This window comes from Paractinoplanes atraurantiacus, assembly GCF_900215205.1.
Classification (GTDB): Bacteria; Actinomycetota; Actinomycetes; order Mycobacteriales; family Micromonosporaceae; genus Actinoplanes; species Actinoplanes atraurantiacus.
In genome coordinates this window covers 156603-179117 of the sequence record NZ_OBDY01000007.1, presented here as the reverse complement: position 1 = coordinate 179117, position 22515 = coordinate 156603, and the positions used below count along the sequence as shown (strand labels likewise).

Annotated in this window: 25 protein-coding genes; 9 read left to right on the top strand and 16 right to left on the bottom strand. The window is 71.8% G+C overall.

Features of this window, described 5'->3' with window-relative positions; all coding sequences use genetic code 11:
• The first annotated feature begins 21 nt into the window (after positions 1-21).
• Positions 22-420, top strand: coding sequence for a RidA family protein (locus CRP55_RS18655; RefSeq protein WP_097321362.1), 399 nt, complete (start codon positions 22-24; stop codon positions 418-420).
• Here CRP55_RS18655 and CRP55_RS18650 read toward each other — a convergent pair.
• The 3 genes from CRP55_RS18650 to CRP55_RS18640 are packed head-to-tail and all read right to left on the bottom strand — an operon-like array spanning position 404 to position 6351.
• A complete protein-coding gene (locus tag CRP55_RS18650; RefSeq protein ID WP_097321361.1) occupies positions 404-3436 on the bottom strand; it encodes an AAA family ATPase in 3033 nt (1010 codons plus the stop codon). The two genes, CRP55_RS18655 and CRP55_RS18650, sit on opposite strands and share 17 nt — an antisense overlap.
• Positions 3433-5343: a serine protease gene (locus CRP55_RS18645; protein ID WP_097321360.1), complete on the bottom strand. Its 1911-nt coding sequence runs from the start codon at positions 5341-5343 to the stop codon at positions 3433-3435. Before CRP55_RS18645 ends, CRP55_RS18650 begins: the two co-directional genes overlap by 4 nt.
• 3 nt (positions 5344-5346) lie before the next feature.
• Positions 5347-6351 carry a trypsin-like serine peptidase gene (locus CRP55_RS18640; protein ID WP_097321359.1) on the bottom strand — a complete coding sequence of 335 codons (1005 nt, stop codon included), beginning with the start codon at positions 6349-6351 and terminating at the stop codon, positions 5347-5349.
• Between the two features lie 87 nt (positions 6352-6438).
• Here CRP55_RS18640 and CRP55_RS18635 point away from each other — a divergent pair, with 87 nt between their 5' ends.
• A complete protein-coding gene (locus CRP55_RS18635) occupies positions 6439-7392 on the top strand; it encodes a pyridoxal-phosphate dependent enzyme (RefSeq protein ID WP_097321358.1) in 954 nt (317 codons plus the stop codon).
• Here CRP55_RS18635 and CRP55_RS18630 read toward each other — a convergent pair.
• Both CRP55_RS18630 and CRP55_RS18625 read right to left on the bottom strand, forming a co-directional pair.
• Positions 7375-8334 carry an NAD-dependent epimerase/dehydratase family protein gene (locus CRP55_RS18630; RefSeq protein WP_097321357.1) on the bottom strand — a complete coding sequence of 320 codons (960 nt, stop codon included), beginning with the start codon at positions 8332-8334 and terminating at the stop codon, positions 7375-7377. The genes CRP55_RS18635 and CRP55_RS18630 overlap by 18 nt on opposite strands.
• Before the next feature lie 49 nt (positions 8335-8383).
• Positions 8384-8848, bottom strand: coding sequence for a heme-degrading domain-containing protein (locus tag CRP55_RS18625; RefSeq protein ID WP_097321536.1), 465 nt, complete (start codon positions 8846-8848; stop codon positions 8384-8386).
• 130 nt (positions 8849-8978) lie between these two features.
• Here CRP55_RS18625 and CRP55_RS18620 point away from each other — a divergent pair, with 130 nt between their 5' ends.
• Entirely contained in the window at positions 8979-9755 is a 777-nt protein-coding gene (locus tag CRP55_RS18620) for an endonuclease/exonuclease/phosphatase family protein (RefSeq protein ID WP_097321356.1), read from the top strand.
• Here the strand turns inward: CRP55_RS18620 and CRP55_RS18615 are convergent.
• Complete coding sequence (locus tag CRP55_RS18615) at positions 9723-10235, bottom strand: GNAT family N-acetyltransferase (RefSeq protein WP_097321355.1); 513 nt, start codon at positions 10233-10235, stop codon at positions 9723-9725. The genes CRP55_RS18620 and CRP55_RS18615 overlap by 33 nt on opposite strands.
• 72 nt (positions 10236-10307) lie before the next feature.
• Between CRP55_RS18615 and CRP55_RS18610 the strand changes: the two genes are divergently transcribed.
• Positions 10308-10736 carry a MarR family winged helix-turn-helix transcriptional regulator gene (locus CRP55_RS18610; protein WP_097321354.1) on the top strand — a complete coding sequence of 143 codons (429 nt, stop codon included), beginning with the start codon at positions 10308-10310 and terminating at the stop codon, positions 10734-10736.
• A gap of 14 nt (positions 10737-10750) precedes the next feature.
• Positions 10751-11173 carry an organic hydroperoxide resistance protein gene (locus tag CRP55_RS18605; protein WP_097321353.1) on the top strand — a complete coding sequence of 141 codons (423 nt, stop codon included), beginning with the start codon at positions 10751-10753 and terminating at the stop codon, positions 11171-11173.
• Between the two features lie 4 nt (positions 11174-11177).
• Here the strand turns inward: CRP55_RS18605 and CRP55_RS18600 are convergent, their stop codons facing one another.
• The 6 genes from CRP55_RS18600 to CRP55_RS18575 form a co-directional block, all read right to left on the bottom strand.
• Positions 11178-12134, bottom strand: coding sequence for a tyrosine-type recombinase/integrase (locus CRP55_RS18600; RefSeq protein WP_097321352.1), 957 nt, complete (start codon positions 12132-12134; stop codon positions 11178-11180).
• A 942-nt stretch (positions 12135-13076) separates the two neighbouring features.
• Entirely contained in the window at positions 13077-13574 is a 498-nt protein-coding gene (locus CRP55_RS18595; RefSeq protein WP_097321351.1) for a hypothetical protein, read from the bottom strand.
• 16 nt (positions 13575-13590) lie between these two features.
• Complete coding sequence (locus tag CRP55_RS18590; protein ID WP_097321350.1) at positions 13591-14109, bottom strand: GNAT family N-acetyltransferase; 519 nt, start codon at positions 14107-14109, stop codon at positions 13591-13593.
• A complete protein-coding gene (locus tag CRP55_RS18585; RefSeq protein ID WP_097321349.1) occupies positions 14106-14825 on the bottom strand; it encodes a class I SAM-dependent methyltransferase in 720 nt (239 codons plus the stop codon). The genes CRP55_RS18590 and CRP55_RS18585 overlap by 4 nt, the downstream gene beginning before the upstream one ends.
• Positions 14825-15415, bottom strand: a complete 591-nt coding sequence (locus CRP55_RS18580; protein WP_097321348.1) for a class I SAM-dependent methyltransferase — start codon at positions 15413-15415, stop codon at positions 14825-14827. The genes CRP55_RS18585 and CRP55_RS18580 overlap by 1 nt, the downstream gene beginning before the upstream one ends.
• The gene (locus tag CRP55_RS18575; protein ID WP_097321347.1) at positions 15412-15882 is read right to left on the bottom strand and encodes a GNAT family N-acetyltransferase; all 471 of its coding nucleotides are present in this window, start codon (positions 15880-15882) and stop codon (positions 15412-15414) included. Before CRP55_RS18575 ends, CRP55_RS18580 begins: the two co-directional genes overlap by 4 nt.
• 61 nt (positions 15883-15943) lie before the next feature.
• Here CRP55_RS18575 and CRP55_RS18570 point away from each other — a divergent pair, with 61 nt between their 5' ends.
• Positions 15944-16654 (top strand): VOC family protein, encoded by a 711-nt coding sequence (locus CRP55_RS18570; RefSeq protein WP_245923142.1) that lies wholly within the window; start codon positions 15944-15946, stop codon positions 16652-16654.
• Positions 16655-16695: 41 nt separating this feature from the next.
• Positions 16696-17385 (top strand): hypothetical protein, encoded by a 690-nt coding sequence (locus tag CRP55_RS18565; RefSeq protein ID WP_097321346.1) that lies wholly within the window; start codon positions 16696-16698, stop codon positions 17383-17385.
• 58 nt (positions 17386-17443) lie between these two features.
• Here the strand turns inward: CRP55_RS18565 and CRP55_RS18560 are convergent, their stop codons facing one another.
• On the bottom strand, positions 17444-18262 hold the full coding sequence (locus CRP55_RS18560; RefSeq protein WP_245923140.1) for a lysophospholipid acyltransferase family protein: 819 nt from the start codon (positions 18260-18262) through the stop codon (positions 17444-17446).
• Positions 18263-19097: 835 nt separating this feature from the next.
• Between CRP55_RS18560 and CRP55_RS18555 the strand changes: the two genes are divergently transcribed.
• Positions 19098-19769: a nucleotidyltransferase domain-containing protein gene (locus tag CRP55_RS18555; RefSeq protein WP_097321344.1), complete on the top strand. Its 672-nt coding sequence runs from the start codon at positions 19098-19100 to the stop codon at positions 19767-19769.
• On the opposite strand, the gene CRP55_RS18550 is transcribed toward CRP55_RS18555, so the two are convergent.
• Together CRP55_RS18550 and CRP55_RS18545 are read right to left on the bottom strand one after the other, a co-directional pair.
• Positions 19755-20594 (bottom strand): phosphotransferase enzyme family protein, encoded by an 840-nt coding sequence (locus tag CRP55_RS18550; RefSeq protein ID WP_218854619.1) that lies wholly within the window; start codon positions 20592-20594, stop codon positions 19755-19757. The two genes, CRP55_RS18555 and CRP55_RS18550, sit on opposite strands and share 15 nt — an antisense overlap.
• Before the next feature lie 89 nt (positions 20595-20683).
• Entirely contained in the window at positions 20684-21304 is a 621-nt protein-coding gene (locus CRP55_RS18545; RefSeq protein WP_245923138.1) for a shikimate kinase, read from the bottom strand.
• Positions 21305-21342: 38 nt separating this feature from the next.
• On the opposite strand from CRP55_RS18545, the gene CRP55_RS18540 reads away from it, so the two are divergent.
• Positions 21343-21723, top strand: coding sequence for a VOC family protein (locus CRP55_RS18540; RefSeq protein WP_097321342.1), 381 nt, complete (start codon positions 21343-21345; stop codon positions 21721-21723).
• A gap of 193 nt (positions 21724-21916) precedes the next feature.
• Here CRP55_RS18540 and CRP55_RS18535 read toward each other — a convergent pair whose 3' ends face one another.
• Positions 21917-22432: a histidine phosphatase family protein gene (locus CRP55_RS18535; protein WP_097321341.1), complete on the bottom strand. Its 516-nt coding sequence runs from the start codon at positions 22430-22432 to the stop codon at positions 21917-21919.
• Between the last annotated feature and the right edge of the window lie 83 nt (positions 22433-22515).

The window sequence follows — 22515 nt, the reverse complement described above, 5'->3', positions numbered from 1 at the left end:
GGGCTGCGCTTAGATGTGCCGATGATCGAGAGGTCGAATCCGCCCACCGTGCACGAGCCGGCCGGCTACAGCCACATCACCGTCTCCGAGGCGGGCCGGCTGGCCCATCTGGCCGGGCAGTGCCCGCTCGACCTGTCCGGGGCCGTGGTCGGCGAGCCCGGCGACTACGTGGCGCAGACCGCCCAGGTGATCACCAACTGCCTGGAGGTGCTGGAGGCGGCCGGCGCGAAGCCGTCGGACGTGGTCCGCTCGATCGTCTACGTGGTCAGCCCGGACAGCGCCGTGCTGGCCGCCGTGTGGCAGCAGCTCAACGCGTCACCGCTGGCCGCCGCGTTCACCACGGCCAGCACCCTGCTCGGGGTGGCGTCACTGGGCTATCAGGGGCAGCTGGTGGAGGTCGACCTCACGGCGGCTCTGTGAGTTCGTGTTCTCGCAACCATTGCTCGCCGACGAGGGCGCGCAACCGCGGATGAAGGGAACGCACCGAGTCGTCGTTCAGAATGGCACTGATCAGCAGGGACAGCCGGCCTTCACGGGAAGCTTGTTCGATCACGTCACGGGCGACCGCACGTGGCGGCTGTTCCCAGAGGATCATGGCCGGGCGCATCCCGGCGATGTCGGCGATCCTGCGCAGGTGACTGCTGCGCGGGTAGGCGCTGGCAAGGATGTCGGCGAGGTCCCGTTCTTGCGGCACTGACCGTGGGGATGTCGTGGGCAGTCCCCACCACAGATAGACCTCGCGCAGCGCCTCCCGCACGGGTGGCGGCGGTTGGCGCTGCCACAGCTGCTCCAGCACCGGGCCGGCGTCGGTGCCCGTGCCGGCCAGCGCGTAGGTCCAGGCGTCGCCGAGGTCGTCGTAGGTGCGCCGGCTGAGCACGATGGCCCGCGCCAGGGCGCCCGGTGGCTCCTGGGCCCGGTCCCAGGCGACCACGGCGTCGATGAGTTTCCGGACCCGCTGCGGGTCCTCGTCGTGGCCCAGGCCGACCACGGCGGCGGCCTGGATGACCCGGTCGGGGTCGTCACGGCCCAGCGCGGCGGCCAGCAGCCGCAGCAGCGCCGATCCGAGGCGGTCGCCGCGGTCGTGCAGGCGTTGCAGCAGGGCCCGGGCGTCGAGTTCCAGCAGCCACCGGGTGTCCTCGTCGTCGCGCCGGCGCCGCTCGCCGACGTTGACCCGGTTGAGCAGGACTTCGAGCCGGACCGCGGGTGCCCCGGCCAGCAGGTCGTGTTTCTCCGCGTCGTTCAGGGCCGCGATGGCGGCGTCCGGGTCGCCGGCTTTTTCGTGCAGGGCGGCCAGGTGGATCGCCGCGGCCGCGTACCGCCGCGCGTCGGTGGCCCGCCGCGCGGCCGACAGTTCCGACTCCGCGCTCGCGATCGCCTGGGGAAGGTCGCCTTCGCTCTCGTGCAGGCGCGACTCGGCCCGGTGCAGCGGGCTGGCCGGGCTGCGTTCGGCCCGTTCGGCCAGCAGGCGCCGGGCCTGGTCGAGTTCGCCCGAGCGCAGCGCCTCCTCCACCTGCGGCAGCACGCGCCGTTCCCACACGCTCAGCTGTTCGGCGGCGGAGCTGACGTCGCCGGCGGCGAGGCGGTGCCGGACGGCGTCGGCGGTGGCCGGTGGCAGGTCGCCCAGCGACGGTTCGAGCCGGCGCAGCACGGCGGACGGCATCGCGTTCACGTCCGGGTCGTCCACGGCCAGGTGGTGATAGGCCCATTCCAGGCCGCCGCCGGCGGCGAAGTAGTCCCGGGCCCGCCGGTGCAGGCGCTCGACCAGGTCGCGGTCCTCGTAGCGCAGGGCGGCCAGCGCCGGCTCGCGGACCTCCCAGCGCAGGCGGAACGTGTCGCCGTCGCGGTCGAACAGGCCCGATTCGCCGGCGAGCTCGTCGAACAGCTGCGCGCCGGAGAAGCCGGCCAGGCCGAGTTCGGGCAGCACGATCTGCTCGAGCAGGTCGGGGGTGATCTGGCGCAGCACTAGACAGAGCCGGGCGATGCGGCTCAGCGGGGCGCCGGAGGCGCCGTCGGGGATCTGGTCGAGGATCCGCCGGTAGAGGAAGCCGCGGATGAACTCGGTGCGGACCTTGTCCAGGGTGGTGGCGCGGCGCACCGCGTCGGTGACCGCGTCCGGTCCTTCGCCCACGAGCACCCGGGCGGCCAGGCGCAGGGTCAGCGGGAGCCCGCCGACCAGTTCGGCGATGCGGGCCGCGGCGGCCGGGTCGGGCTCCGGGGCCGGCCGGCCGGTGCGTTCGGCTTCGCGGCGGGTCAGGACGCCGAGCAGCCGCACCGCGTCGGTGCCGGAGAACGGCCCGACGCTCAGGTGCCGGTCGGGGCGGGCCGGGTCGGTGAAGACGCGGGCCGGTGCCCGGCCGGAGACCACCAGCCGCAGGGCGGGCACGAGGGTGGCGAGTTTCGCGAACAGCTCGTAGCAGAGCTCGTCGGCGTGCCGGGACCGTTCCAGTTGTTCGAAGGTGTCGAGCACGACGACCACGCGGGTGATGCCGGCCCGTCGCAGCTGGTCGGCGAACTCGTCGGCCAGCACGTGCCAGGAGGTGTCGCCGCCGTACGATTCCAGGCCGGCGCCGGCCGAGCGCTGCACCGAGGTGGTCTCCAGGTAGCGGAAGGCCCGCAGTTGGCCGGGATGTTGCACGCCGACCTGGCGGATGACCTCGCGCAGCAGCACGGCCGGTTCGTAGGAGGCCAGGGTCGGCCGGTCCAGGTCGAGGTAGGCCCAGCCGAACGGCTCGGCCGCCGGTTGGCGCACCATGTCCAGCACGAACTGGCTGATCAGCGTGGACTTGCCGGCGCCACCGACGCCGGAGACGACCAGGGCCGGGTCGTCGGCCAGACTCCCGCCGCCCGGGGCCCCGCGATACTCGTGCAGGACGCCGAGCTCGCTCTCGCGGCCCACGAAACCCTCGGCGGTCAGCCGGCGGGCCGCGCGGGTCAGCTCGAGCACCGCGAGGTGCCCTTCGATCTCGTCGCGGCTCGGAGCGACAGTGATCTGGCGGCTGCGCCCGGCCAGCGCGATCGCCTCGACGAACCAGCGCGTCACGGTGAGCGACGCGATCAGCTCCTCCTCGGTGCGTCGCTGCAACGGCGGCTGATTGTTGAAGGCGAAGGCGTCCAGCATCCGTTGGAGCGGGCCGCGTCGCGGCGTTCGGGTCCTGAGACGAAGTCCGGCCAGCTCGCCGAGCCCGCCGCGGCGTAGCAGGCCGGCGAGGGCGTGCACGCGGGGTTCCTCGGCGAGCAGGTAGTGCGGTTCGTCGCCGGGGGTGCGCAGCTGTTCGCAGAGCAGCCGGATCGTCTCCGGGCCGTCCGGATGACCGGCGACGTAGTCGCGCGGGAAACTGCCGCAGATCGCCAGGCGGGTGGTCAGCGGCCGGCCGGCGAGGATCGCGCGGCGTTCCGCGTCGGCCAGCGGCCCGGCCGCGGTGGGCTCGGCGCTCATGGCGTCTGTCCGGGTGTCAGCCGCTGCACGATCGCGGGCAGGCTGGCCGCGATCAGGTCGATCGGCAGCGGCGCGTCCGCCGGGTAGAGCTTGTCCAGTTCGGCGCCGAGCCGGGCGTCGTCGGCGGCGCCGCCTTCCTCGGCCACCCGGTCCCGCAGCCAGGCCTGCACATCGGCCCGCGACAGCCCGTTGACGGTGTCGAGCGCGAAGGTGCCGACCGGGAACACCGTCTCGGCCACCTCGGCCGCGCCGGCCCCGCCCAGCACGACCCGCAGCGGCACCTGCGGGTCGTCGGCCAGCCGCAGCATCTCCGAGATCAGCTCGGCCACCGGGCCGGGGCACGACTCGGCCGGGTCGTCGACACCGTCGACGAAGATCCACCACTGCTTGGCCGAGCCGCGCAGCCCGCTCCTGATCCACAGGCCCAGGCTGACCACGTTGCGGGCTTCCTGCGCGAACTGCTCGCCGGCCCTGTGCAGGCCGAGCAGCTGGGCCACGTGCGGGATCAGCCGGTCCAGCCGCTGCCCGGGGTCGGTCTCGGCGTACTGCCGCAGGTCGAGCGGCACCACGGCGAGGCCGCCGGGCACGAGTGTGCGCAGCGGTGGGTGGGTGTCCCAGCGACTGGCGCCGTAGGCGAGCAGCCGGTACGTGTAGGACACGCCCGTGCGGCGCTGGCCGCTGACGACCAGGATCGGGCTGTCGCCGCTGCACAGCTCGGCGATGGTGCCGCGCAGCCGGTTGCGGTCGACGTAGGGCTGCCGCGCGATGCGGGTGACCCGGAACGGGTCGGTGCCGGGGCGTACGGGCGCGGCCGGGCCGCCGCCGGTGCCGAACAGTTCTCCGAAGCCGTTGGCGAGCAGGGCGGCCGCGATCGGGGCGATGGGCACGCCGCGGTTGCTGCCGGTGGCCGCGTAGTGGTGCAGGGCGACGAGCCGGCCGCTGATGTCGAGCACCGGTGATCCGGACGAGCCCGGCGCGGTGTTGCCCAGGTAGCTGATCCGGCGGCCGCCGAAGAGCACGGCGGGCCGCTGGGTCAGGAACGTCATGCCCTGGAACGCGCCCAGCGGGTGCTGGACGATGAACAGCAGCGGGGCCGAGGCGAACGCGTACTCGGCCGGGTCGAGCCGGTAGTGGCCGCGCTCGGCCGGGCCGGCCGCGGTGACCGCCGCCGGCGGCGGGGACGACAGGCGCAGCAGGGCGAAATCGAGACGGTCGGGGCCCGGGTCGTTGTTGGCCGCGGTCCCGGCGGCCTCCTGAGCCGACGGCAGGCTCCCGCACAGGAATTCGGCGACCGGCACCCGGGTGCCGGTCTCGGACTCGCTGGCCCCGGGGGTGCGGACGAAGTCGAACACCGCGACCACGCTCGGCGATCCGGGCGGCGGGAACGCCGACGCGTCGAGCACGTGCGCGGCGGTCAGCACCAGGTCGGGCCCGACCAGCATGCCGGTGCCGGCGGGCCGCCCGTCGACCTCGATGCGGGCCACCCGCCGCACGGCGTCGGCGACGGCGTTCGCGTACGTCATCGGGTCGTTGATCCCGGCCGGCGGCGCGAGGTTGGCCTGCAGGCCCGGGTCCGGTGCCGTGGACAGCGACTCCAGCAGCGCCTGGCGCGTTCCCGGGTCGGCGGGCAGCCCGTGGCGTACCAGGCCGGCGGCCAGCACCGCGTCACGGTCGGCGCCGAGCAGGCCGAGCAGCGGCTGGTGGAACTGGCTGCTGGCCGGGTCGTAGAGCACGTCGGCCAGCAGCGCCGCGTACCGTCCGCCGTCACGTGCCCGCCGCAGCAGCGACGGCCAGTCGTCCTGCGCGTCCACCGCCGGCCCGGCCGCCCGGGCCAGGGCGAGCATCGCCTCCCGGCTCGGGTAGGCGCGGCCCAGCAGGCTGATCAGTCTTCTGTCGGCGACGTCCATGGGTCAGCTCGCACGCTCGGCGATGATGCGGGCGAGGGCGGGAGCCGGCACCGCGCAGTTCGCGTCGCCCTGGATGCCACCGAAGTGCAGGGCGGCCGCCTTGCCGGTGCGGAAGTCGACCAGCGCCGAGCCGGAGTTGCCGCCGAGCGTGGTCGCGTCGTGCCGCACCATCGCCGGGTGCAGTCCGGTGATCCGGCCCGGGGCCAGCCGTTTGACGTCGAAGATCCCGTCGAAGAGCCGCTGCTGGTCGCCGAGGTCGTTGCGGCTGTCGCGGGCCGGGTAGCCGATCACCCCGATCCAGCCGCCGACGCCGAGCCCGTCGAGCTCGTCGGCGCTGAGCAGGCCGATCGGCGGCGGGCACGGCTCGCCGTCCTCGCCGGTCTCGGTGACCCGCAGCAGAGCCACGTCGTGCGACGGTTCCGGCTCGATCCACAGCACCCGCTCGACCCGGAACCGGGACTCGGCGGTGATGTCGTGTTCCTGCCGCCAGTCCATGGTGGCCTGCGCCCGCCGCCCGCGCACCGGCTCGCGGAACACGAAACCGGCGCCGTCGGGGCGGGCGAACTCCTCGGCCACGTGCCGGTTGGTCACCACCAGCCGGTCGCCGACCACCCAGCCGGTGCCGGCCCAGGTCTTGCGGTGGTTGCGCAGGTCGACCCGCCCGGAGCTGGGAATGGCCGACTCCAGCGGCGCCCGCGCCTGCTCGAGCTCGCCGATCACCAGCTCGGCCTGCGGGAACCCGTCGGCCGGGGGCCGGAACGAGCCGTGCTGCACCAGTTGCACGGGCCGGGTGAACCGCTCGATGATGGCCTCCATGCCCGGGTCGAGCGGCGCGTCCACCCCCTCGGTGACCACCTTGACCGCCTCGGCCGGGTCACCGAAGGAGACGCCACCCTCCAGCGCTTCCGGGCCGCCGCGCCCGGCGGCGAAGGTCGCGGCCAGCTCGTCGTAGCGGGCCAGGAACTCCTCGCGGGTGCCGCGGTCGGCGAGCAGGAACCGGTAGTCCACGAGCGGACCCTACGGCGGCCACGGTCCGCCGGGCAGTCGGGTATCGGCAGTTCAACCGTTTTTCACCCGGTCACTAAGATCGGCGTCATGCTCACCTTGCAGGACATCCGCGAAGCCGCCAAGCGCATCGACGGGGTCGCCCACCGCACCCCGGTCATCCACTCGCGGACGCTGGACGCCCGCGTCGGCGCCGAAGTGTTCCTGAAGGCGGAGAACCTGCAGCGCATCGGCGCGTTCAAGTTCCGCGGCGCCTACAACGCCATCGCCCAACTGTCGCCGGAGCAGCTGGCCCGGGGCATCGCCGCCTACTCGTCGGGCAACCACGCGCAGGCCGTCGCCCTGTCCGCCCGTGAGCTCGGTTCCACCGCCGTGATCATCATGCCGGCCGACACCCCGGCCTCGAAACTCGACGCGGTCCGCGAGTACGGCGCCGAGATCATCACCTACGACCGGTACAGCGAGGACCGGGTCGCCATCGGCAACAAGCTCGCCGAGGACCGCGGACTGGCCCTGATCCCGCCCTACGAGCACCCGCACGTCATCGCCGGGCAGGGCACCGCCGCCCTCGAACTGCTCGACGAGGCCGGCCCGCTCGACGCGATCGTCGTGCCGGTCGGCGGGGGCGGGCTGATCGCCGGCAGCGCCGTCGCCGCCAAGGGCCTGCACCCCGGCATCGAGGTCATCGGCGTCGAACCGGCCGAGGGCGACGACACCAAACGGTCCCTGGAGGCGGGGGAGCGGGTCACCATTCCCGTGCCGCGCACCATCGCCGACGGGCAGGCCGCCCCCGTACCCGGCGAGCTCACCTTCTCCATCAACAAAGATCTCGTCGACCGCATCGTGCTGGTCAGCGACGACGAGCTGCGCGACGCCCTGCGCTTCGCCGTCGACCGCCTCAAGCAGGTCATGGAGCCCAGCGGGGCCAGCGGCCTGGCCGCACTGCTCGCCGGGCGCCTCGACCCGCCGCCGGCCCGCATCGGCGTCATCGTCTCCGGCGGCAACGTCGGCGCGGCCCGCCTGGCCTCACTGCTCGGCGAGTAACTCCCGCTCGACGGCCGGGTCCAGGCCCACCCGGGGCCGGTCGTCGCGCTGCGGCGCCTGCTGCCCGAGGCTCTGCAGCCAGGACCACGTGTCAAAGACGGTTTCCCGTACGGGCCGGCAGCGCAACCCGGCGCCCACCGCCTTGCCCACGCCGGCAGTGTTCATGAACTCGTGCTCCGGGCCCGGCGGGAACCAGATCGGCAGCTGCGTCCACGGCTCCACCCCCTTCTTCACGATCACCTCGGGGTCGGTCCAGCGCAGCTCGGCGTTCCCGCCGGTGGCCTCGTTCGCGAGATCGAGCAGCTCACCCATCGTGGTGTGCCCGGGCTCGCTGACCACGTTGAACGGCCCGTCCAGCCGCCGGGCGGCCGCGTCGAGCACGAACGCGGCCAGATCCCGCACGTCGATCAACTGCAACGGCAGCTCCCGCGGCCCCGGGGCGAGCGCCGGCCCGCCGCGGGCGATCCGGTTGAGCCACCACGGCAGCCGCCCGACATCCTCGTACGGGCCCAGGATCAGCCCGGCCCGGGCCAGCAGCACCGGCCCGCCGAACGCGGCCGCACCGATCTCACCGCGCAGCTTGTCCCCGGCGTACCCCTGCTCGCTCTGATCGACCAGCGGCGCCGCCTCGGTCAGCGGACCCGGCGCCAGCCACCGATAAACCGAGCGGCTCGAGACGTACGTGTAATGCCCGGCCCGCCCGCGCAGCAGCTCCGCCGTGCGCCGCACCGCCTCACCCTCGGCCGACCACGTGTCGACCACCGCGTCCCACTCGCCCGACTCCAGCGCGCTCAACCCAGCCGGAGCGAGCCGGTCGCCGACCAGCGAGGCATCGCCGCGCCGCCCCCGGTTGAACAGCGTCACCTCGTCGCCGCGGCGGGCGGCCTCCTCGGCGACCGCTCGCCCCGCGAACCCCGTACCCCCAAGAACCAAGACCTTCATGAACCGCGACTCTGCCCACCCGGCCCTCGGCAGGGGAAGGTTTCATCGCTCAGAGCGAAAGGAACTCCCGGACGGCCTCGACCACCAGGGCGTGATCGTCGGCCTGCGGCAGACCGGAAACGGTCACCACACCGACCACACCGACATCCTTGATCCGGATCGGGAACGCCCCGCCGTGCGCCGCGTACAGGGCCGGCTCCACCCCCATGCCCGCGTCCAGCTGCTGACCCTTCGCGGCCAGCCGGCGGCCCACCAGGTACGACGACGCCCCGTACCGCTGCACCACCCGCACCTTGCGATCGATCCACGTGTCGTTGTCGGCGACACTGCCCGGCAGCGCCGCGTGGAACAGCTGCTGCGTGCCCCGGCGGATGTCGATCGCCACCGGCAGGTCTTTCCCGGTCGCCTTCGCCACGAGCAGACTGCCCAGGCGCCACGCGTCGGTGTTGTCGAAACGCGTGAACACCAGGTCGCGTTCCTGCTGCTCCAGCCGGCCGATCAGATCGTCACTCATGCGCAGCATTATCTGTCGCGCCGGCGCCGCAGCCAGATCCCGAACGACCCCAGTGCGATAAAGATCATCATCGAGCAGCAGAGCATCTTGATGAACACCGCGGGCTCCTCGTTGGCTAGGGTTCGTAATCGTGCGCCTGGCCACCTTCAACCTGCTGCACGGACGATCACTGTCCGACGGCACGGTACACGCCGACCGCGTCGCCGCCGCCGTCGAACGACTCGACGCCGACGTCCTGGGCCTGCAGGAGGTCGACAAGGCCCAGCCCCGCAGCGGCCTGCTCGACCTGACCGCCGTGGCCGCCGAGGCCATGGGAGCCACGGTCCACCGCTTCGCGGCCGCCGTGGTGGGCACGCCGGGGGAGCAGTGGCAGCCGTGGCGCAGCGACGACGACAACGCCCATCCGCTGTACGGCATCGCCCTGGTCAGCCGTTTCCCCGTGACCCGCTGGCAGATCACCGCGCTGCCGGCGGCGCCGATCCGGTCACCGCTCTACGACCCGGAGAACGGGCTGCGGCTGCTGAAGGACGAGCCGCGCGTGTTGCTGGCCGCTGTTGTGGAAACTCCGCAGGGAGCTCTGACGGTCGCGACCACTCACCTGTCATTCGTCCCGGGGTGGAATATTCGACAATTACGACATGCCGTGCGGGCGCTCCGCACGTTGCCGGGGCCACGCGTCTTGCTGGGCGACTTGAATATGCCGGCGCGACCCGTGCGAGCGGTCACCGGCTGGCGCTCTCTCGCCTCGAAGCCGACATTTCCGTCATTTTCCCCGCGAGCCCAGCTCGACCACATCCTGGCCCACCCCCGCGATCTCCCCGCGCTGGGTCGCGTCGTGCAGGTCGCCACCCCGCGCGCCGACATCTCCGACCACCTACCCCTGCTCGTGCACCTCGACCGGCCGTAGGTAGACGTCCTCCAGGCCGTCCTCCGGATCCCACTGCTCGCCGACCTTCTTGAAGCCGAACCCGGCGATCGTCGCCTTCGACCCCACGTTGTCGGGCCGGATGCTCGCCCGTACGGCCGTCACTCCCGGCTCCGCCGCCGCCCGCTCCAGCAGCGCCCGCAACATCGCCTTGGCATAGCCCCGGCGGCGGTGCTCCGGGTCGACCGAGTACGCCACCTCGACCACCCCGTCGGCGTCCGGCGGCCCGTGGAAACCGCCGTGACCGACCACCACGCCGTCGACGACCGCGGCCCGCGCGATCCACTGCGCGGCCTCCGGGTTCTTGGCGATGTCGTCGAGGCGCACCCGCCACAGCCAGGCCTCGTCCACGAGGTACTGACTCAGCGGCTGCCCCGCCTCGGCGCTGGCGGTCTCCAGGTCGCCGTCGACCAGAGCGGCCAGCGCGGCGGGGGAGAGCTGTACGAAACGGATATCCGGCACGCGCCGATGATCACACAGCGTGGCCGCCCTTTCTAGTTGCGCACAACTTAATTGCGCACTACCGTTTCTCGCATGGTCGAACCCACCGGACTCGAGCAGATGGTGTGCTTCCAGCTCTACGCCGCCAGCCGCGCCATGACCGCCATCTACCGGCCCACGCTCGACACCCTCGGACTGACCTACCCCCAATACCTCGCCCTGCGCGTGCTCTGGCACCGCGGCCCCACCACCGTCCGCGAGCTCGGCACCATCCTCGACCTCGACAGCGGCACCCTGTCCCCACTGCTCAAAAGACTCGAAAACCAGGGACACGTCCGCCGTACGCGGGGGACAGAAGACGAACGCACCGTCGTCATCCACCTCACCGAGCAAGGATCAGCACTGCGCACCAAAGCAGCCGACCTGCCCGCACAGGTCGCCTGCGCCGTCGACCTCACCGACGACGAATTCGCCCAACTGCACCACCTGCTCGGCAAAGTCCGGGCCTCCACCACCCTCTGAGAGAAAGGCACCACATGTCGGCGATCTACACCGCCTCCGCCACCGCCACCGGCGACGGCCGCAACGGACACGTCCGCTCCAGCGACGGCGTCCTCGACTTCGACCTCGCCGTCCCCAAGGAGATGGGCGGCCCCGGCGGCGCCCTCACCAACCCCGAGCAACTCTTCGCCGCCGGCTACGCCGCCTGCTTCCACAGCGCCCTCAAACTCGTCGCCCGCGCCCAGAAGATCACCCTCACCGACACCGCCATCACCATCGACGTCGGCGTCGCCCCCAAGACCGACGGCCCCGGCTTCGTCCTCAACGTCAGCATCGAAGCCGAGATCCCCGGCGTCGAGGAAGACCAGGCCCGCGCCCTGCTCGAGGCCGCCCACCAGGTCTGCCCGTACTCCAACGCCACCCGCGGCAACGTCGAGGTAGCGCTGACCGTCGCCTGATTTCTCACCCGAGCCCCCGCAGCGCGCGGTTGGTGCGATTAGCCCGCACCGCCGCGCGCTGCTGCGCCGCCGTCACCTCGATGTAGTTCTGCGACGTCGCCAGCGACGCATGCCCCAGCAACCGCATGATCTCCGACGCGTTCGCACCGTCCTCGGCCAGCCGCGTCGCGAACGTATGCCGCAAAGCATGCAACTGAGCACCCCGCGGCACCCGATCATTGATCCCCGCCCGCTTGTAGCAGGACTGCACCAGATACTGCAGCCCACCGCGCTGCAACGGCGCCCCACGCCGATCCACCAGCATCGGCTCATCCGCGTCGGCCCGCCCGAACCGCACCCGCCGGCTGTCCACATACCGATCCACGACCGCGTCCAGCTCCGGCTCGATCGGCACACTACGAGGCCGGCCACCCTTACCGGCCACCTCCACCCACCGCTCACCGTCACGCCCCATTACCGAGCCGATCCGCAACGCCAGCAGCTCGGACAGCCGCAAACCGGCACACAGAGCCAGCGCCAGCACGACGAGATCCCGCTCCGGCCACGGATGGCGCTGCCGCTCATCGGCCCGGCTGACAGCGTCGAGAAGCTGCTCAGGAGTGTCCTCACCGCGCAGCGGCTTAGGGGAGTGGGCGGCCAGCCGCGGCTTGTCGACGGCCGACATGGGATTGCCCGCCACCACCTGCTCGGTCACCAGAAACGTGAAGAACGCGTTCCACGACGACCAGGCCCGGGCGACCGAGGCGGGGGCCCGCTCACCGGCGAACTTGGCGAAGGCGGCCCGCAGCGCACGAGGGGAGAGGTCACTGAGAGTGACGCCCGCGTCGCCGATCAAACCGGCGATCAAACCCAGGTCCCGCTCGTACGCCTTCAAGGTGTGCACCGAAGGCTTCCGCGTGGCCCGGGCGGCCAGGAAGTCGTCGATGAGCTCCTTGACCGGAAAGTCTTGGTTTTGCTGCATATGAGACATTATCCATGATTCACGCTAAAAGCGACAGAGGCGCCCGATTGCGAAATTTCCGGATCGTCGCAGCTGAGCGCCCTGCGCGGCCGATCTTGTCTTGGCAATGCGCGGGCAACAGCACGGGCGCGGCGGGGTAGGGCACCGTCTGCTGCATTCGGTGCGCCCGATGGGGCCGAGCCTGAGGCGGCCGCGTGGCTGAAGCGCGCACCGACATGCACTAGCCGGAAACTGTGGGCCGCCGACATCGAACTAGCTGGACTCTGCGGCGGCGCGCGCCGCCGTTAGCACTGAGCCCGTCGTCGGCTTCCGGTTTCCACAGGCCGTGAGTTCGTCCACAGGCGCGGACATGATCTAGTGCGCCTCCGTCAAAATGGGTCAGGACGGGGGGCCCCCAAGGGAGGGCGGGGCCTGCACTCCAAAGATCAAGCCCTTGGGTTCGGTCATCGCGGGGTGTCGCCGCCGGCATCGACGCGCGTTGGATTGCCCCCGGGGAGAGTCCAAAATCCGTCTACTCGACATAACGTCAACTATCGACCTGGGAGATCGTCGATGGATTCGGGGCTGGTTGAGCGCGATTTTCGGCGTTGCCGCCGCTGCTCGTGCTCTAACTTCGCCGCCAACCCGCGCCGCTCACTCAGGAATCGGCGCCGCCCTTGGGGTTCGCCCATCACGGATGTCGCCATCGGCGTGGCGGCTCGCGCATCGGCGCTCCTGGCTGGGTCGAGCTCCGTCAGCGCGACGCCGTGGCGGCATTTTCCCCAGCCGTCGCCGCGTGCGCCTTCAGCTGCCACTACGCCGCCGCTGGATGCGATTCGCAGACCAGAGCCGCGCTTTGAACACTCGTCGCGGCTGTCGGGTGCGGTTCGCTCGTGCACTACCGGACGCAGCGCCGCGTTTTGTCGGGCGCCCTGCCCGTCGGCGTCGGGGCTCGCACTCTATTTACGCGCTATGTCCGGTTTGAGGGGCCACTCCCCCTGCGGCGAGCTGTGATTGCAGGACATGGGTGGCTTTGAGCAGGGCGGTTCGGTGTTTGGCGGCCTTCAGCCACGCCGGTAGCTGTTCGAGCAGGCTCATGTCGCAGCTGGACAGGATTCGGGCTCGTTCGCGCAGCGTGGCGGCCAGATACTGCTGGAGCAGTGCGAGGTGGGCCGCGTTGTAGGCCCACAGCGTGTGCCCACGGAAGTCAGTGCGCAGCCACAGTGGCAGCTTGAAGTAGGGGTCGTTCGGGCCGCTCAGATGTGGCAGGAGGTGCCCGGCGCCGTGCCGCGGCGCGTTCCACGTCGCCGTGTGGGCGCAGTGGGTGCATGTGAGTCGGCGCTGGATTCGGGAGCCGTCGGCGGGTCGCACGGTGGCGGGGCTGTCGCATGCCGGGCAGTGGACGAGGATGTCGTCGCCGTAGTGCCACAGGCGGGCGCCGGTGTCACGGAAGCGGTCCATGGCCGTCGATGGTAGATCAGCTGATGCGGGCGTACAGGTAGGCGTCTTTGCGGTGCCCTCCGATGGGTGCGAACGATTTCATGAGCCCTTCGCGGTGGAAGCCTGCTTTTTCGGCGACGCGGGCCGAGGCGGTGTTCCAGGGTTCGACGTAGGCCTCCAGCCGGGCGATGCCGCCGTCCGTGAGCAGCCAGGCGGCGGCGGTGGTGACGGCGTCGGTGGTGAGGCCGGCGTGGCGGGCTTGTCCCCCGGTCCAATATCCGATGGAGGCGCGGCCGGCGTTCTGTGCCGTCCAGAGAGCGCCGACGTAGCCGATCGGCCGGCCGTCGTCGACCACGGCCCAGGCCCAGCCGCGGCCTTCGGTGTGCCGCTTGTTCTGGGCCGTGATGAAGGCGCGGGCGGCGTCCGGGTCCGGCGCTGCGGGGACGGCGCTGATCAGTGGGATGAGCGGGTCGCTGGTCAGGGTGAGGACGAAGTCGGTGTCGGAGAGGGTCCAGGGGCGCAGCAGCACGCGAGCGCCGTGCAGGATGACGCTCATCGGCGCAGGACGAGCAGGTCGAGGCTGTCGATGACCGGTGTGGTGCTGTCGCGGGCGGCCTTGTGGAGGCGGGCGAGTCCGTCGGCGTACGCCTGGTCGGTGATCAGTTGCAGTGGGGTGTGTGCCTCGCGGCGCAGGGTTTGCGCGATGTCGGTGAGTGAGTCGGCGGTTTTCTGCGGTACGGGTTGCAGGGCGATGGTGGTGAAGTCGGCGAACGCGTCTTGGACGTCGGTGACGCTCGGGTAGCGCTCGAGTGCGGCGGCCGCTTCGGGGAAGTAGCGGAACAGCGTGATGTCATGGTGGCGTCCGGGGAAAACCGTGCGGATGAGGACCACTCCCCCTGGTGTGAGGACGCGGTGGATCTCGCGGGCGGCGGCGGGCAGGTCGGGGATGTGGTGGATGACGGTGGAGAGCCAGACGGCGTCGACGCTGTCGGCGGGCAGGGGGATGTCGGCGGCGTGCCCGGCCAGGGTGGGTACGAGGGCGTGGTCGCGCATGGCGGGTGAGGGTTCGACGGCGGTGATCTGCGCTTGGGGCCACCAGGTCTGGAAGGCCTGGGTCCAGCTGCCGGTGCCGGCCCCGAGGTCGAGCAGCCGGGTTTGTGGGTGCACGTGGTGGCTGATGGCGGTGCGCCACGCGGCGAGGGCGTCGCCGGTCAGGTGCCGGGTCTCGGCGAAGGCGTGGGCGTCGGTGGCGTTGTAACTGATGAGGGGCATCAGGAGGCTTTCGTCGTACGGAGGAGGAGCGCGGGCAGGAGCAGGTGGGTGCCGGCGTCGTCGGCGGTGATCTGTGTCCGTTCGATGGTGGTGGCTGTCCAGGTGGGTGCGGCGAAGGCGGTGTGCAGGTAGTCCTCGGTGAGTCCCCAGTCCTGGGTGCCTTCGTGGGCGATGGCCAGGACGATGAGGGTGGCGCCGGGTGCGGCGAGCTCGGGGAGCCGGGCGAGGTAGCCGTCGGCGTGTCCGCGGCGGTGCAGGTTGTGCAGCAGGCCGCAGTCGATGAGGGTGTTGTAGGTCGTGGGCAGGGTCAGTGCGGTGGCGTCCTGGACCTCGAAGTGGATCGGCAGTCCCCCGGCTTTGGCACGGGCGGTGTCGATGGCGACGGCCGAGACGTCGACGCCGGTGACGTCGTAGCCGCGGCGGGCGAGGGCGATGGCCAGGTCTCCGGTGCCGCAGCCGAGGTCAAGGACGTGAGGACCGGGCAGATCTGATTGGAGTACGCCGGTGAGCGCGGGCTGGATGCGGCCGATCTCCCAGGGCGGGTGTTGAGGGGCGTTGTAGAGGGCGTCGAATTCGGCGGCGTCGGTCATGGCTGCTCCTTGGTGAGCCAGACGGTGTCGGGCCATCCGGGGGTGCCGGAGGGTTCGCGGCGCAGTTCGGTGAAGCCGTGCGCGGCGTAGAAGCGGGCGGCGCGGTGGTTGCCGTCGGTGTACTCGAGCTGGACGGTGCGGCCGGGCGCGCGGTCGGTCAGGGCGGTGATGAGGGCGTGGCCGGCGCCGGTGCCCTGTGCTGGGGGCAGGACGTAGAGCTTCCAGATGATGGCGGTCTCGCCGCGCAGGTCGATGTTGCCGGTGCCGATGACGGTGCTGGGTTCGGTTTCGGCGACCAGGACGTCGGTGGTGGTCAGGCTGCGGGCGATGGCGTGCGGGGACCACCAGGTGGCGAGGCCGTGTGCGATGTAGTCGGTGCCGGCGAAGGCGTACGTCAATGGCCAGGTTTTCGCGCCGACCTCGGCGATGGCCGCGATGTCGGAAGCAGTGGCCGGGCGGATGCGCATGGGCCGTATTGTTCCGGGTTCGGTGCCTGGTGTGGGGGTGGCTGTGGTGCGGGTGCGGTGGGTGACGGGTTTTCTGGATTCGCCGTCGCGGGTGGCGGAGCCGTTCTGGCAGGCGGTGACCGGGTCGGGGTTGTCGGCGCGGCGTGGTCCGGCCGGTGAGTTCGCGACGTTGCTGCCGGCGGACGGTGACGCGTATCTGCGGGTGCAGGTCTTGGCGGGTGCTCCCCCTCGTACACACGCGGATTTGCATGTCGAAAGCGTGGCGGAGGCGGCGGCCGAGGCGGTCGGGCGTGGCGCGGTCGTGGTGCTCGACGAGGGGGATCTGGTGGTGGTGCGCTCCCCCGCCGGTGTGGTGTTCTGCCTGGTGCCGTGGCATGGGGAGAAGCGGCGGCCGGGTGCGGGGCGGCGCAGCCTGGTGGATCAGTTGTGTGTGGACGTGCCGTCGGCACTGTTCGAGGCGGAGATCGAGTTCTGGAGCGGGTTGACGGGCTGGCCGCGGCGGCCGTCGGATCTGCCGGAGTTCGAGCATCTGGAGCGTGGGGCCGGGATGCCGTTGAAGCTGTTGTTCCAGCGGATCGGTTCGGCTGAGGCGGGGATGCACGTGGATTTCGCTTGTACGGATGTGGATGCCGAGGTGCGACGGCATGTGGAGCTCGGTGCGTCGGTGGTGCGGCGGGTGCCGGGGCAGTGGACGACGCTGACCGATCCGGTGGGCCGGGAGTATTGCGTGACGGGCCGTGCCCCGCTGCCGGGAAATGTCGGAGGGGCCTGATAGAACTGTTCAAACAAACGTTCGAAGAGGTGGGGTCCAGCATGGTGGCGACGGCGTTGAACACCGACGAGCTTCAGGCGATCCGTGACGGGCTGTCGGCGGGCCGCAAGCCGCGGGTGCAGTTCACCGAGGCGGCCGGTCAGATCGCGGGCCAGATCGGCCAGGTGGTGGGCCTGGGTGATCCGGCGGAGTCCGACGAGTTCGTGATGGTGCGCTTCGGTAAGGACGAGTTGCCCTTCTCCCCCGCCGATCTGCGCGTGGCGCCGCGTGGCGCCGTGGCGAAAAAGGCGGCACCCGCTCCCCCGGAGCCCGAGAAGCCGGCCGATCCCCCGTTCGTGCTCGACCAGCCGGTGAAGGCGCCGCCCGCCCCGCGTAAGGCAGCCGAGGAGCCGGCCGCCCCGGCTCCCGCTCCGGCGCCGGCTCCGAAGAAGGCGCCGGCGCGGCCGGTCAAGGCGAAACCGGCGCCCGGGCTGACCGTCACCCTCGCTTACGCCGAGGGCGAGTGGACCGTGGCGGCCAACCAGGGGGCCAAGGCGCTGGCCAAGCCGTATGTGATCCGCCCGGCCGAGGCGCTGCGCATGGTGTCGCTGGTCGACGTGCCGGGTGTGCAGGAGGCGGTGGAGCAGATCCTGTCCGCCGAGCGGGCCGAGGCGGAGGCCCAGGCCCAGCGGTTGCGGGCCGAGCTGGCCGAGGTGGAGGCGCGTCTGGCCGAGTTAGGAGAGGCCGGCTGACGCACCGTCCGTGTGCCGGTTCGCGGGAGTCGTCGCGGTGCCGGGGCTCGGTGCCGGTCTACTCGGCGTCGGCTTTCGCGGCGTTGGGCTGTTCGGCGGCCGCGTCGGTGGGGCGGCGGGGGCGGATGCGGGACGGGTCGGTGCGGCGGGTCGTGTCGACGTGGTGCGGGGTTTGCATCTCGGTGGGGCGCAGGGTGGCCAGGGTGTCGTGGATGCCGTCCATGATGAGCCGGGTCGCCTGCATGGCCTGGGCGCCGGGTGTGCCGGTGACGCCGGAGAGGTCGACGGGGGCGTCGCCGAAGCGCACGTGCACGACGGGGCGGCGGCGCATGGCGTGCAGCAGTGAGCGCAGCAGGTGTTCCGGGGTGGTGTAGGGCAGGACGGCGTGGGCGCCCCACTGGGCTACGGGCAGCACGGGGGCGCCGGCCGCGGCGGCCATGCGGGCGACGCCGGTCTTGCCGCGTTCGGGCCACATCCACGGGTCGAGGCCGATGCGGCCCTCCGGGTAGAGCAGCACCATGTTGCCGTCGCGCAGGGCCTGGGTGGCGGCGGGCAGGGCGTCGGCGACGCGGGTGCTGTTGCGGTCGACGCGGATGTGCCCGGCCTTGCGCATGGCGGCCCCGGCGATCGGCGCGTCGAACAGCCCGCCGGTCGCCATGATCCGCGGGGCGATGCCGGCTTTGTGGCAGGCGGCGGTCATCACGATCGGATCGAACGGGCTGACATGGTTGGCGGCCAGGATCAGCGGCCGCCCGCGCAGCTCGGCCGGCACGCTGCCGCTGACGCGCAGCCGGCACAGCGGCAGGACGACGAGCCGGGCGATCAGGAGCATGAACCGCCACATGAAGGGCGTCGGCGGAGGGGATGTGCTGTCCATCAGGCCGGTAATAATCGCACGCCCCCGCACGCCCCGGGCATGGGCTGTTGATCACATCGCCGCCGGAAGCCCCACCACGCGGACGTGAGCCGCCTTGATCAGTTCCGGCGCACCCCGAACGGTCAGTCGGGCGCGCCGGCACCGTGAGATCCGGACCCGGCGTCCCCGAGGGCCGGGGGCCGTTGGCCCGGGCGCAGCGGCCGAGATCGATACCTCCCACCGGCCCGGTAGCCGGGCGCAGCCATCGATGCCGACACCGAGGTCCGCACTCGATACCTCCACCGGCGCGGTAGCTTGGCGCAGCCATCGAGGTCGGCGCCGGGATCCGCGCCTGGTAAGCCCGCCTGGGTGCTCGGACCGCACCGGGCGCAACCCTCATCGTCCGCAGCCTGACCGCCACCGGCGTCCTGGTCGCCGGAACCGACACCGTCATCGACCTGCCGGCGACACGCAGGACGATCGGGGGCGGCACCATGAGATCTGGATCGGATAACCCCCGCGGCCCAGGCCCTTGGGTCGCGATGCCTCACGGTGGACCCGGACCCGGCGCCCTCTCGCAGGGCTGATCATCGGTTCGCCCCGAGTGGCGGGCGGGTGCGAATGAGCGCGGGCGTTTACCGGCGCGCGGGTCGTCACATCCGGGCGATGCGATGGTGGCCGGCCGGATGCGCGGCGGCGGGCCGGGCGGGCGGGTGAGGGGCTCAATTCCGATTCACTCCGCCCCCACTGTCGGGTGACCTGAATGGTGGGCTGAACTGCGGGGATGGTCCGGGTGGTGATCACCCGGCGGGATTATGGGGGCGCCGTTCGGTGGTGGGTGTGGTGATACTCGGCCATGAGTCAGGTGCTGGCCGGGTTGATGGATGAGGTGCGTGACGATCCTGGGGTGGCGGGGCTGGTGTTGACCGGCTCGCATGCCCGGGGTGTGGCGACGGCGGGGTCGGATGTGGACGCGTATGTGATCACGGGTGGGGCGGCGCGGTGGCGGCCCAGTTCGAGTTCGCCGCGGCTTGATCTGGCGGTGTTGTCGGTGGAGGAGCTGGCCGATGTGTCGGATCGGTGGCGGCGTTACTCGTATCGGGGGGCGCGGGTGCTGCTGGACCGGCTCGACGGGCGGATCGCGGAGCTGGTGCGCCGGCAGGGGTCGTTGTCGGCCGAGGAGGCCGAGGTGATGGCTCGTGAGCAGCTCGGCGGGTATGTGCAGTTCGTGCGGCGGGCGGTCAAGAGCCGGCGGGACGGGCGGGCCGAGGTGGCGCGGCTGGAGGAGATGGAGGCGGCGGCGTGGTGTCTGGGTGCGCTGTTCGCCGTGTTCGGGCGGGTGCGGCCGTACCACCGGTATCTGCGCTGGGAGCTGGATCATCATCCGTTGCCGGATCCGTGGACGGCCGATTTTGTGATCTCGCGGGTGTCGGAGCGGCCGTCGATGTTGTTCGGACCGTTGGAGGCGGTGGCGCGGGCGCGGGGTTTCGGTGACGTGTTCGACCGGTCGGGTTCAGGTCAGGCCTGACTCGGCGACGTCGAGCCAGTGCTCGACGGTGGCGTCGTCGTGGTGGCGGATGGACCAGTCGACCAGGCGCAGGCTCATGTGGGCCCAGTAGGCCTGGCGGCGGCGGGCGGAGATGGTTTCCAGGCGCTCGTCGAGAAGGCGTACGGCCGAAGGGTCTTGACCGGTCAGCATGAACCGCAGGGTGACCAGGTCGAAGTGGCGGTCGCCGCGGGTGGCGCCGTCCCAGTCGATGACGCCGGTGAGGCGGCCGCCGACGACCAGGACGTTGCCCGGGTGAAAGTCGAGGTGCACGAGATCGTCGCCGACCATGGCCGGATGCTGTGCGCCGATGGCGTGGATGCGCTCGAGCAGGCGGGCGGTGCGGTCGCTGTGGCGTTCGAGGGGCTCGTGCAGGCAGAAGCCGGGGCCGTCGGCGGTCAGGTGCAGGTCGGCCGGTTTCGGGGCCGGTTCGCCGGCCAGCAGCCCGGCCAGGCGGTCGTTGACGGCGATCATCTGCCGGATCAGGGCGGCGTCGACCCGCTCGGGCGGGGTGCCGGGCAGGCGCTGCTGGACGATGACGCGGGCGCCGTCGACGTGGGCGGCGAGTTCCTGCCGGGCGGTGGGCACGCCGGCGGCGCGGGCCTTGTCGACCAGCGGGCCGGTGCGGGAGCGGCCCTCGGTCAGCACGGAGCGGCGCCCGTCGGGCCAGCGCACGTAGGCGGCGCCGACCTCACCGCCGGGCGCGGGACCTTCGAGCTCGAGGCGGACGCCGGTGATGTCGGCGATGCGCTCGAGCACGTGCCCGGCGTCGATGCGGGGGCTGCGCGGCCACTCGTGAGTGGTCACACGGTCGGCACGTCGCACCCCAGCCCCCATGACGGTAAACGCTCTCCCGAGCAATGACCGTAGCGCCGGAGTCAAGCCGTTTTTGTCGCCTACCGGACTCTGTGGATCTTCAAACAGTGGCTGACCTGCTCGGTGAGTTCCTCTTCGGTCATGCCCGGGGTCACGGTGATCGCCGGGAGGTTTTCGCGAGTGACCTCGTCGCGCAGCCGTTCGGTGAACAGGCGGTCGCGTTCCAGCAGGTTGGCCAGGGCCCGCTCGGGGTCGCTGGTGCGCCCGGCGATCCGCCAGGTCGAGCCGCGGCTGTCGAAGGCGGCACGGCGAAACCCGGGGGTCGGCAGGAGCCACACCGCTTGCGCTTGGTCAGGCAGATGCGGCCGTACGAGATGAGGAAGTAGCCGGAAGCCCTCGGCGATGATCCCGGGCTCGGCGGGCAGGCCGCGCAGATCGGCGATGATCTGGTCGAAGGCCTCACCGCGGTACCAGTGGAAGGTCTCCAGCATGGTTTGCGGGCTGCGCTCGACCCAGCGCTGGTCCATGGTCATGGCCTTGAACGCGGTGATCTGCGCTTCGGTGCTGCGCGCGGCGTGCTCGCCCATGACGGCGTCGGTGTCGTACAGGTGCAGGCCGTGGCGTGCGCTCAGGACGCGGGCGACGGTGCTTTTGCCGGCGCCGCTCGCGCCGCCGATCCAGAACACGTGAGACAGGGACACCCGGGAAAGTGTCGTACCCCCGGGCAAGGATGAGGCGCATGTTCGACGAACTGTTTCCCATCCTGACCACATCCGACCTGCCCCGGAGCCTGGGGTTCTACCGCGACCTGCTCGGCGGCGAGGTGACGTATCAGTTCCCGCCCGACGGCGACCCGGCCTACGTGGGCGTGCAGGTGGGGCGTTCCCATCTGGGCATCGGGCAGCAGGACGAGCCGGGCGCCCTGGCCAACGACCGCGTGACCCTGTGGGTGTACGCCGACGACTGCGACGCCGGCGTCGACCGGTTACGCGCCGGCGGAGCCGAGGTGCTGCAGGAGCCCACCGGCCAGCCGTGGGGCGAGCGCATGGCCACCGTCGCCGACCCGGACGGCAACCGCGTGATCATCGCGTCCCGGGCGCCCGGAGAAGGGCCGGGCTGAGTTTCCCGCCGAGCGCGGCTCGCCGTGACCGTTCGCGGCCGAAGGCAGGCGGCGCCTGGGGGTCGGCTTCCCGGCTGAAGCCGTCGCGTGGCGGCTTGCTGTCACCGTTCGAGGCCGGAGGCACGCGGCGTACGGCTTGGCCCCCGGGACTCGCCCGGGACCTGGCTGGGGCCGGCCGGGGCGCCGGCGTCGGTCAGTGCGGTGCTTTGCGGTCGGCGGGGTCGATCTCGATGAGGTCGGGGAAGCGCAAGCCGGCCCAGAAACGGGCGGGGTCGGCGGTGATCAGGGCGTGGGCGGTGAGCCAGCAGGTCAAAGCCATGCCGTGGGTGGCCACGACCAGCAGGCGGGTGCCGGCACGGGCCCGGTGCCGGTCGACGGCCGCGTCGAAACGGGCGGTCACGGCGGCCGGTGGCTCCCAGCCGTCGGGCACGTGCGTGCCGGCGACGTAGGCGCGGGCCAGGGTGCGGTGGTCCGGCTGCCAGGCGGCGGGGCGGTGGACTTCGGCGAAGCCGGGATCCTGGTGCACGGGGGCGCCGGGGACGGCGTGCCGCAGGGTTTCCACGGCCTTGGGTTCGTCGCTGGCCACCAGGTAGGCGTCCCGGGGCAGGCGCAGGAGGCGGGCGGCGGCGCGGCCCTCGTCGCCCAGGTGCCAGCGGGCGGGCGGTACGGCGGGATCGAGCACCGGCATGGCGTGCCGCACGAAGATCATGGCCAGCCGGCTTTATCAGGCGGGCGGTTCGACCGGCCGCGGGCCCGCCACGCTACGGGGCGAGGGTGGCGGTAATGCCGATT

What these genes read in the sequence shown, in the direction of transcription:
- CRP55_RS18540 (WP_097321342.1), top strand. Translation starts at nt 21,343, where the DNA reads ATGTTCGACGAACTGTTTCCCATCCTGACCACATCCGACCTGCCCCGG.
- CRP55_RS18630 (WP_097321357.1), bottom strand. Translation starts at nt 8,334, where the DNA reads ATGAAGGTCTTGGTTCTTGGGGGTACGGGGTTCGCGGGGCGAGCGGTC.
- CRP55_RS18625 (WP_097321536.1), bottom strand. Translation starts at nt 8,848, where the DNA reads ATGAGTGACGATCTGATCGGCCGGCTGGAGCAGCAGGAACGCGACCTG.
- CRP55_RS18580 (WP_097321348.1), bottom strand. Translation starts at nt 15,415, where the DNA reads ATGACCGACGCCGCCGAATTCGACGCCCTCTACAACGCCCCTCAACAC.
- CRP55_RS18535 (WP_097321341.1), bottom strand. Translation starts at nt 22,432, where the DNA reads ATGATCTTCGTGCGGCACGCCATGCCGGTGCTCGATCCCGCCGTACCG.
- CRP55_RS18635 (WP_097321358.1), top strand. Translation starts at nt 6,439, where the DNA reads ATGCTCACCTTGCAGGACATCCGCGAAGCCGCCAAGCGCATCGACGGG.
- CRP55_RS18565 (WP_097321346.1), top strand. Translation starts at nt 16,696, where the DNA reads ATGGTGGCGACGGCGTTGAACACCGACGAGCTTCAGGCGATCCGTGAC.
- CRP55_RS18655 (WP_097321362.1), top strand. Translation starts at nt 22, where the DNA reads ATGATCGAGAGGTCGAATCCGCCCACCGTGCACGAGCCGGCCGGCTAC.
- CRP55_RS18575 (WP_097321347.1), bottom strand. Translation starts at nt 15,882, where the DNA reads ATGCGCATCCGCCCGGCCACTGCTTCCGACATCGCGGCCATCGCCGAG.
- CRP55_RS18585 (WP_097321349.1), bottom strand. Translation starts at nt 14,825, where the DNA reads ATGCCCCTCATCAGTTACAACGCCACCGACGCCCACGCCTTCGCCGAG.
- CRP55_RS18555 (WP_097321344.1), top strand. Translation starts at nt 19,098, where the DNA reads ATGAGTCAGGTGCTGGCCGGGTTGATGGATGAGGTGCGTGACGATCCT.
- CRP55_RS18560 (WP_245923140.1), bottom strand. Translation starts at nt 18,262, where the DNA reads ATGGACAGCACATCCCCTCCGCCGACGCCCTTCATGTGGCGGTTCATG.
- CRP55_RS18610 (WP_097321354.1), top strand. Translation starts at nt 10,308, where the DNA reads ATGGTCGAACCCACCGGACTCGAGCAGATGGTGTGCTTCCAGCTCTAC.
- CRP55_RS18590 (WP_097321350.1), bottom strand. Translation starts at nt 14,109, where the DNA reads ATGAGCGTCATCCTGCACGGCGCTCGCGTGCTGCTGCGCCCCTGGACC.
- CRP55_RS18645 (WP_097321360.1), bottom strand. Translation starts at nt 5,343, where the DNA reads ATGGACGTCGCCGACAGAAGACTGATCAGCCTGCTGGGCCGCGCCTAC.
- CRP55_RS18595 (WP_097321351.1), bottom strand. Translation starts at nt 13,574, where the DNA reads ATGGACCGCTTCCGTGACACCGGCGCCCGCCTGTGGCACTACGGCGAC.
- CRP55_RS18600 (WP_097321352.1), bottom strand. Translation starts at nt 12,134, where the DNA reads ATGCAGCAAAACCAAGACTTTCCGGTCAAGGAGCTCATCGACGACTTC.
- CRP55_RS18605 (WP_097321353.1), top strand. Translation starts at nt 10,751, where the DNA reads ATGTCGGCGATCTACACCGCCTCCGCCACCGCCACCGGCGACGGCCGC.
- CRP55_RS18650 (WP_097321361.1), bottom strand. Translation starts at nt 3,436, where the DNA reads ATGAGCGCCGAGCCCACCGCGGCCGGGCCGCTGGCCGACGCGGAACGC.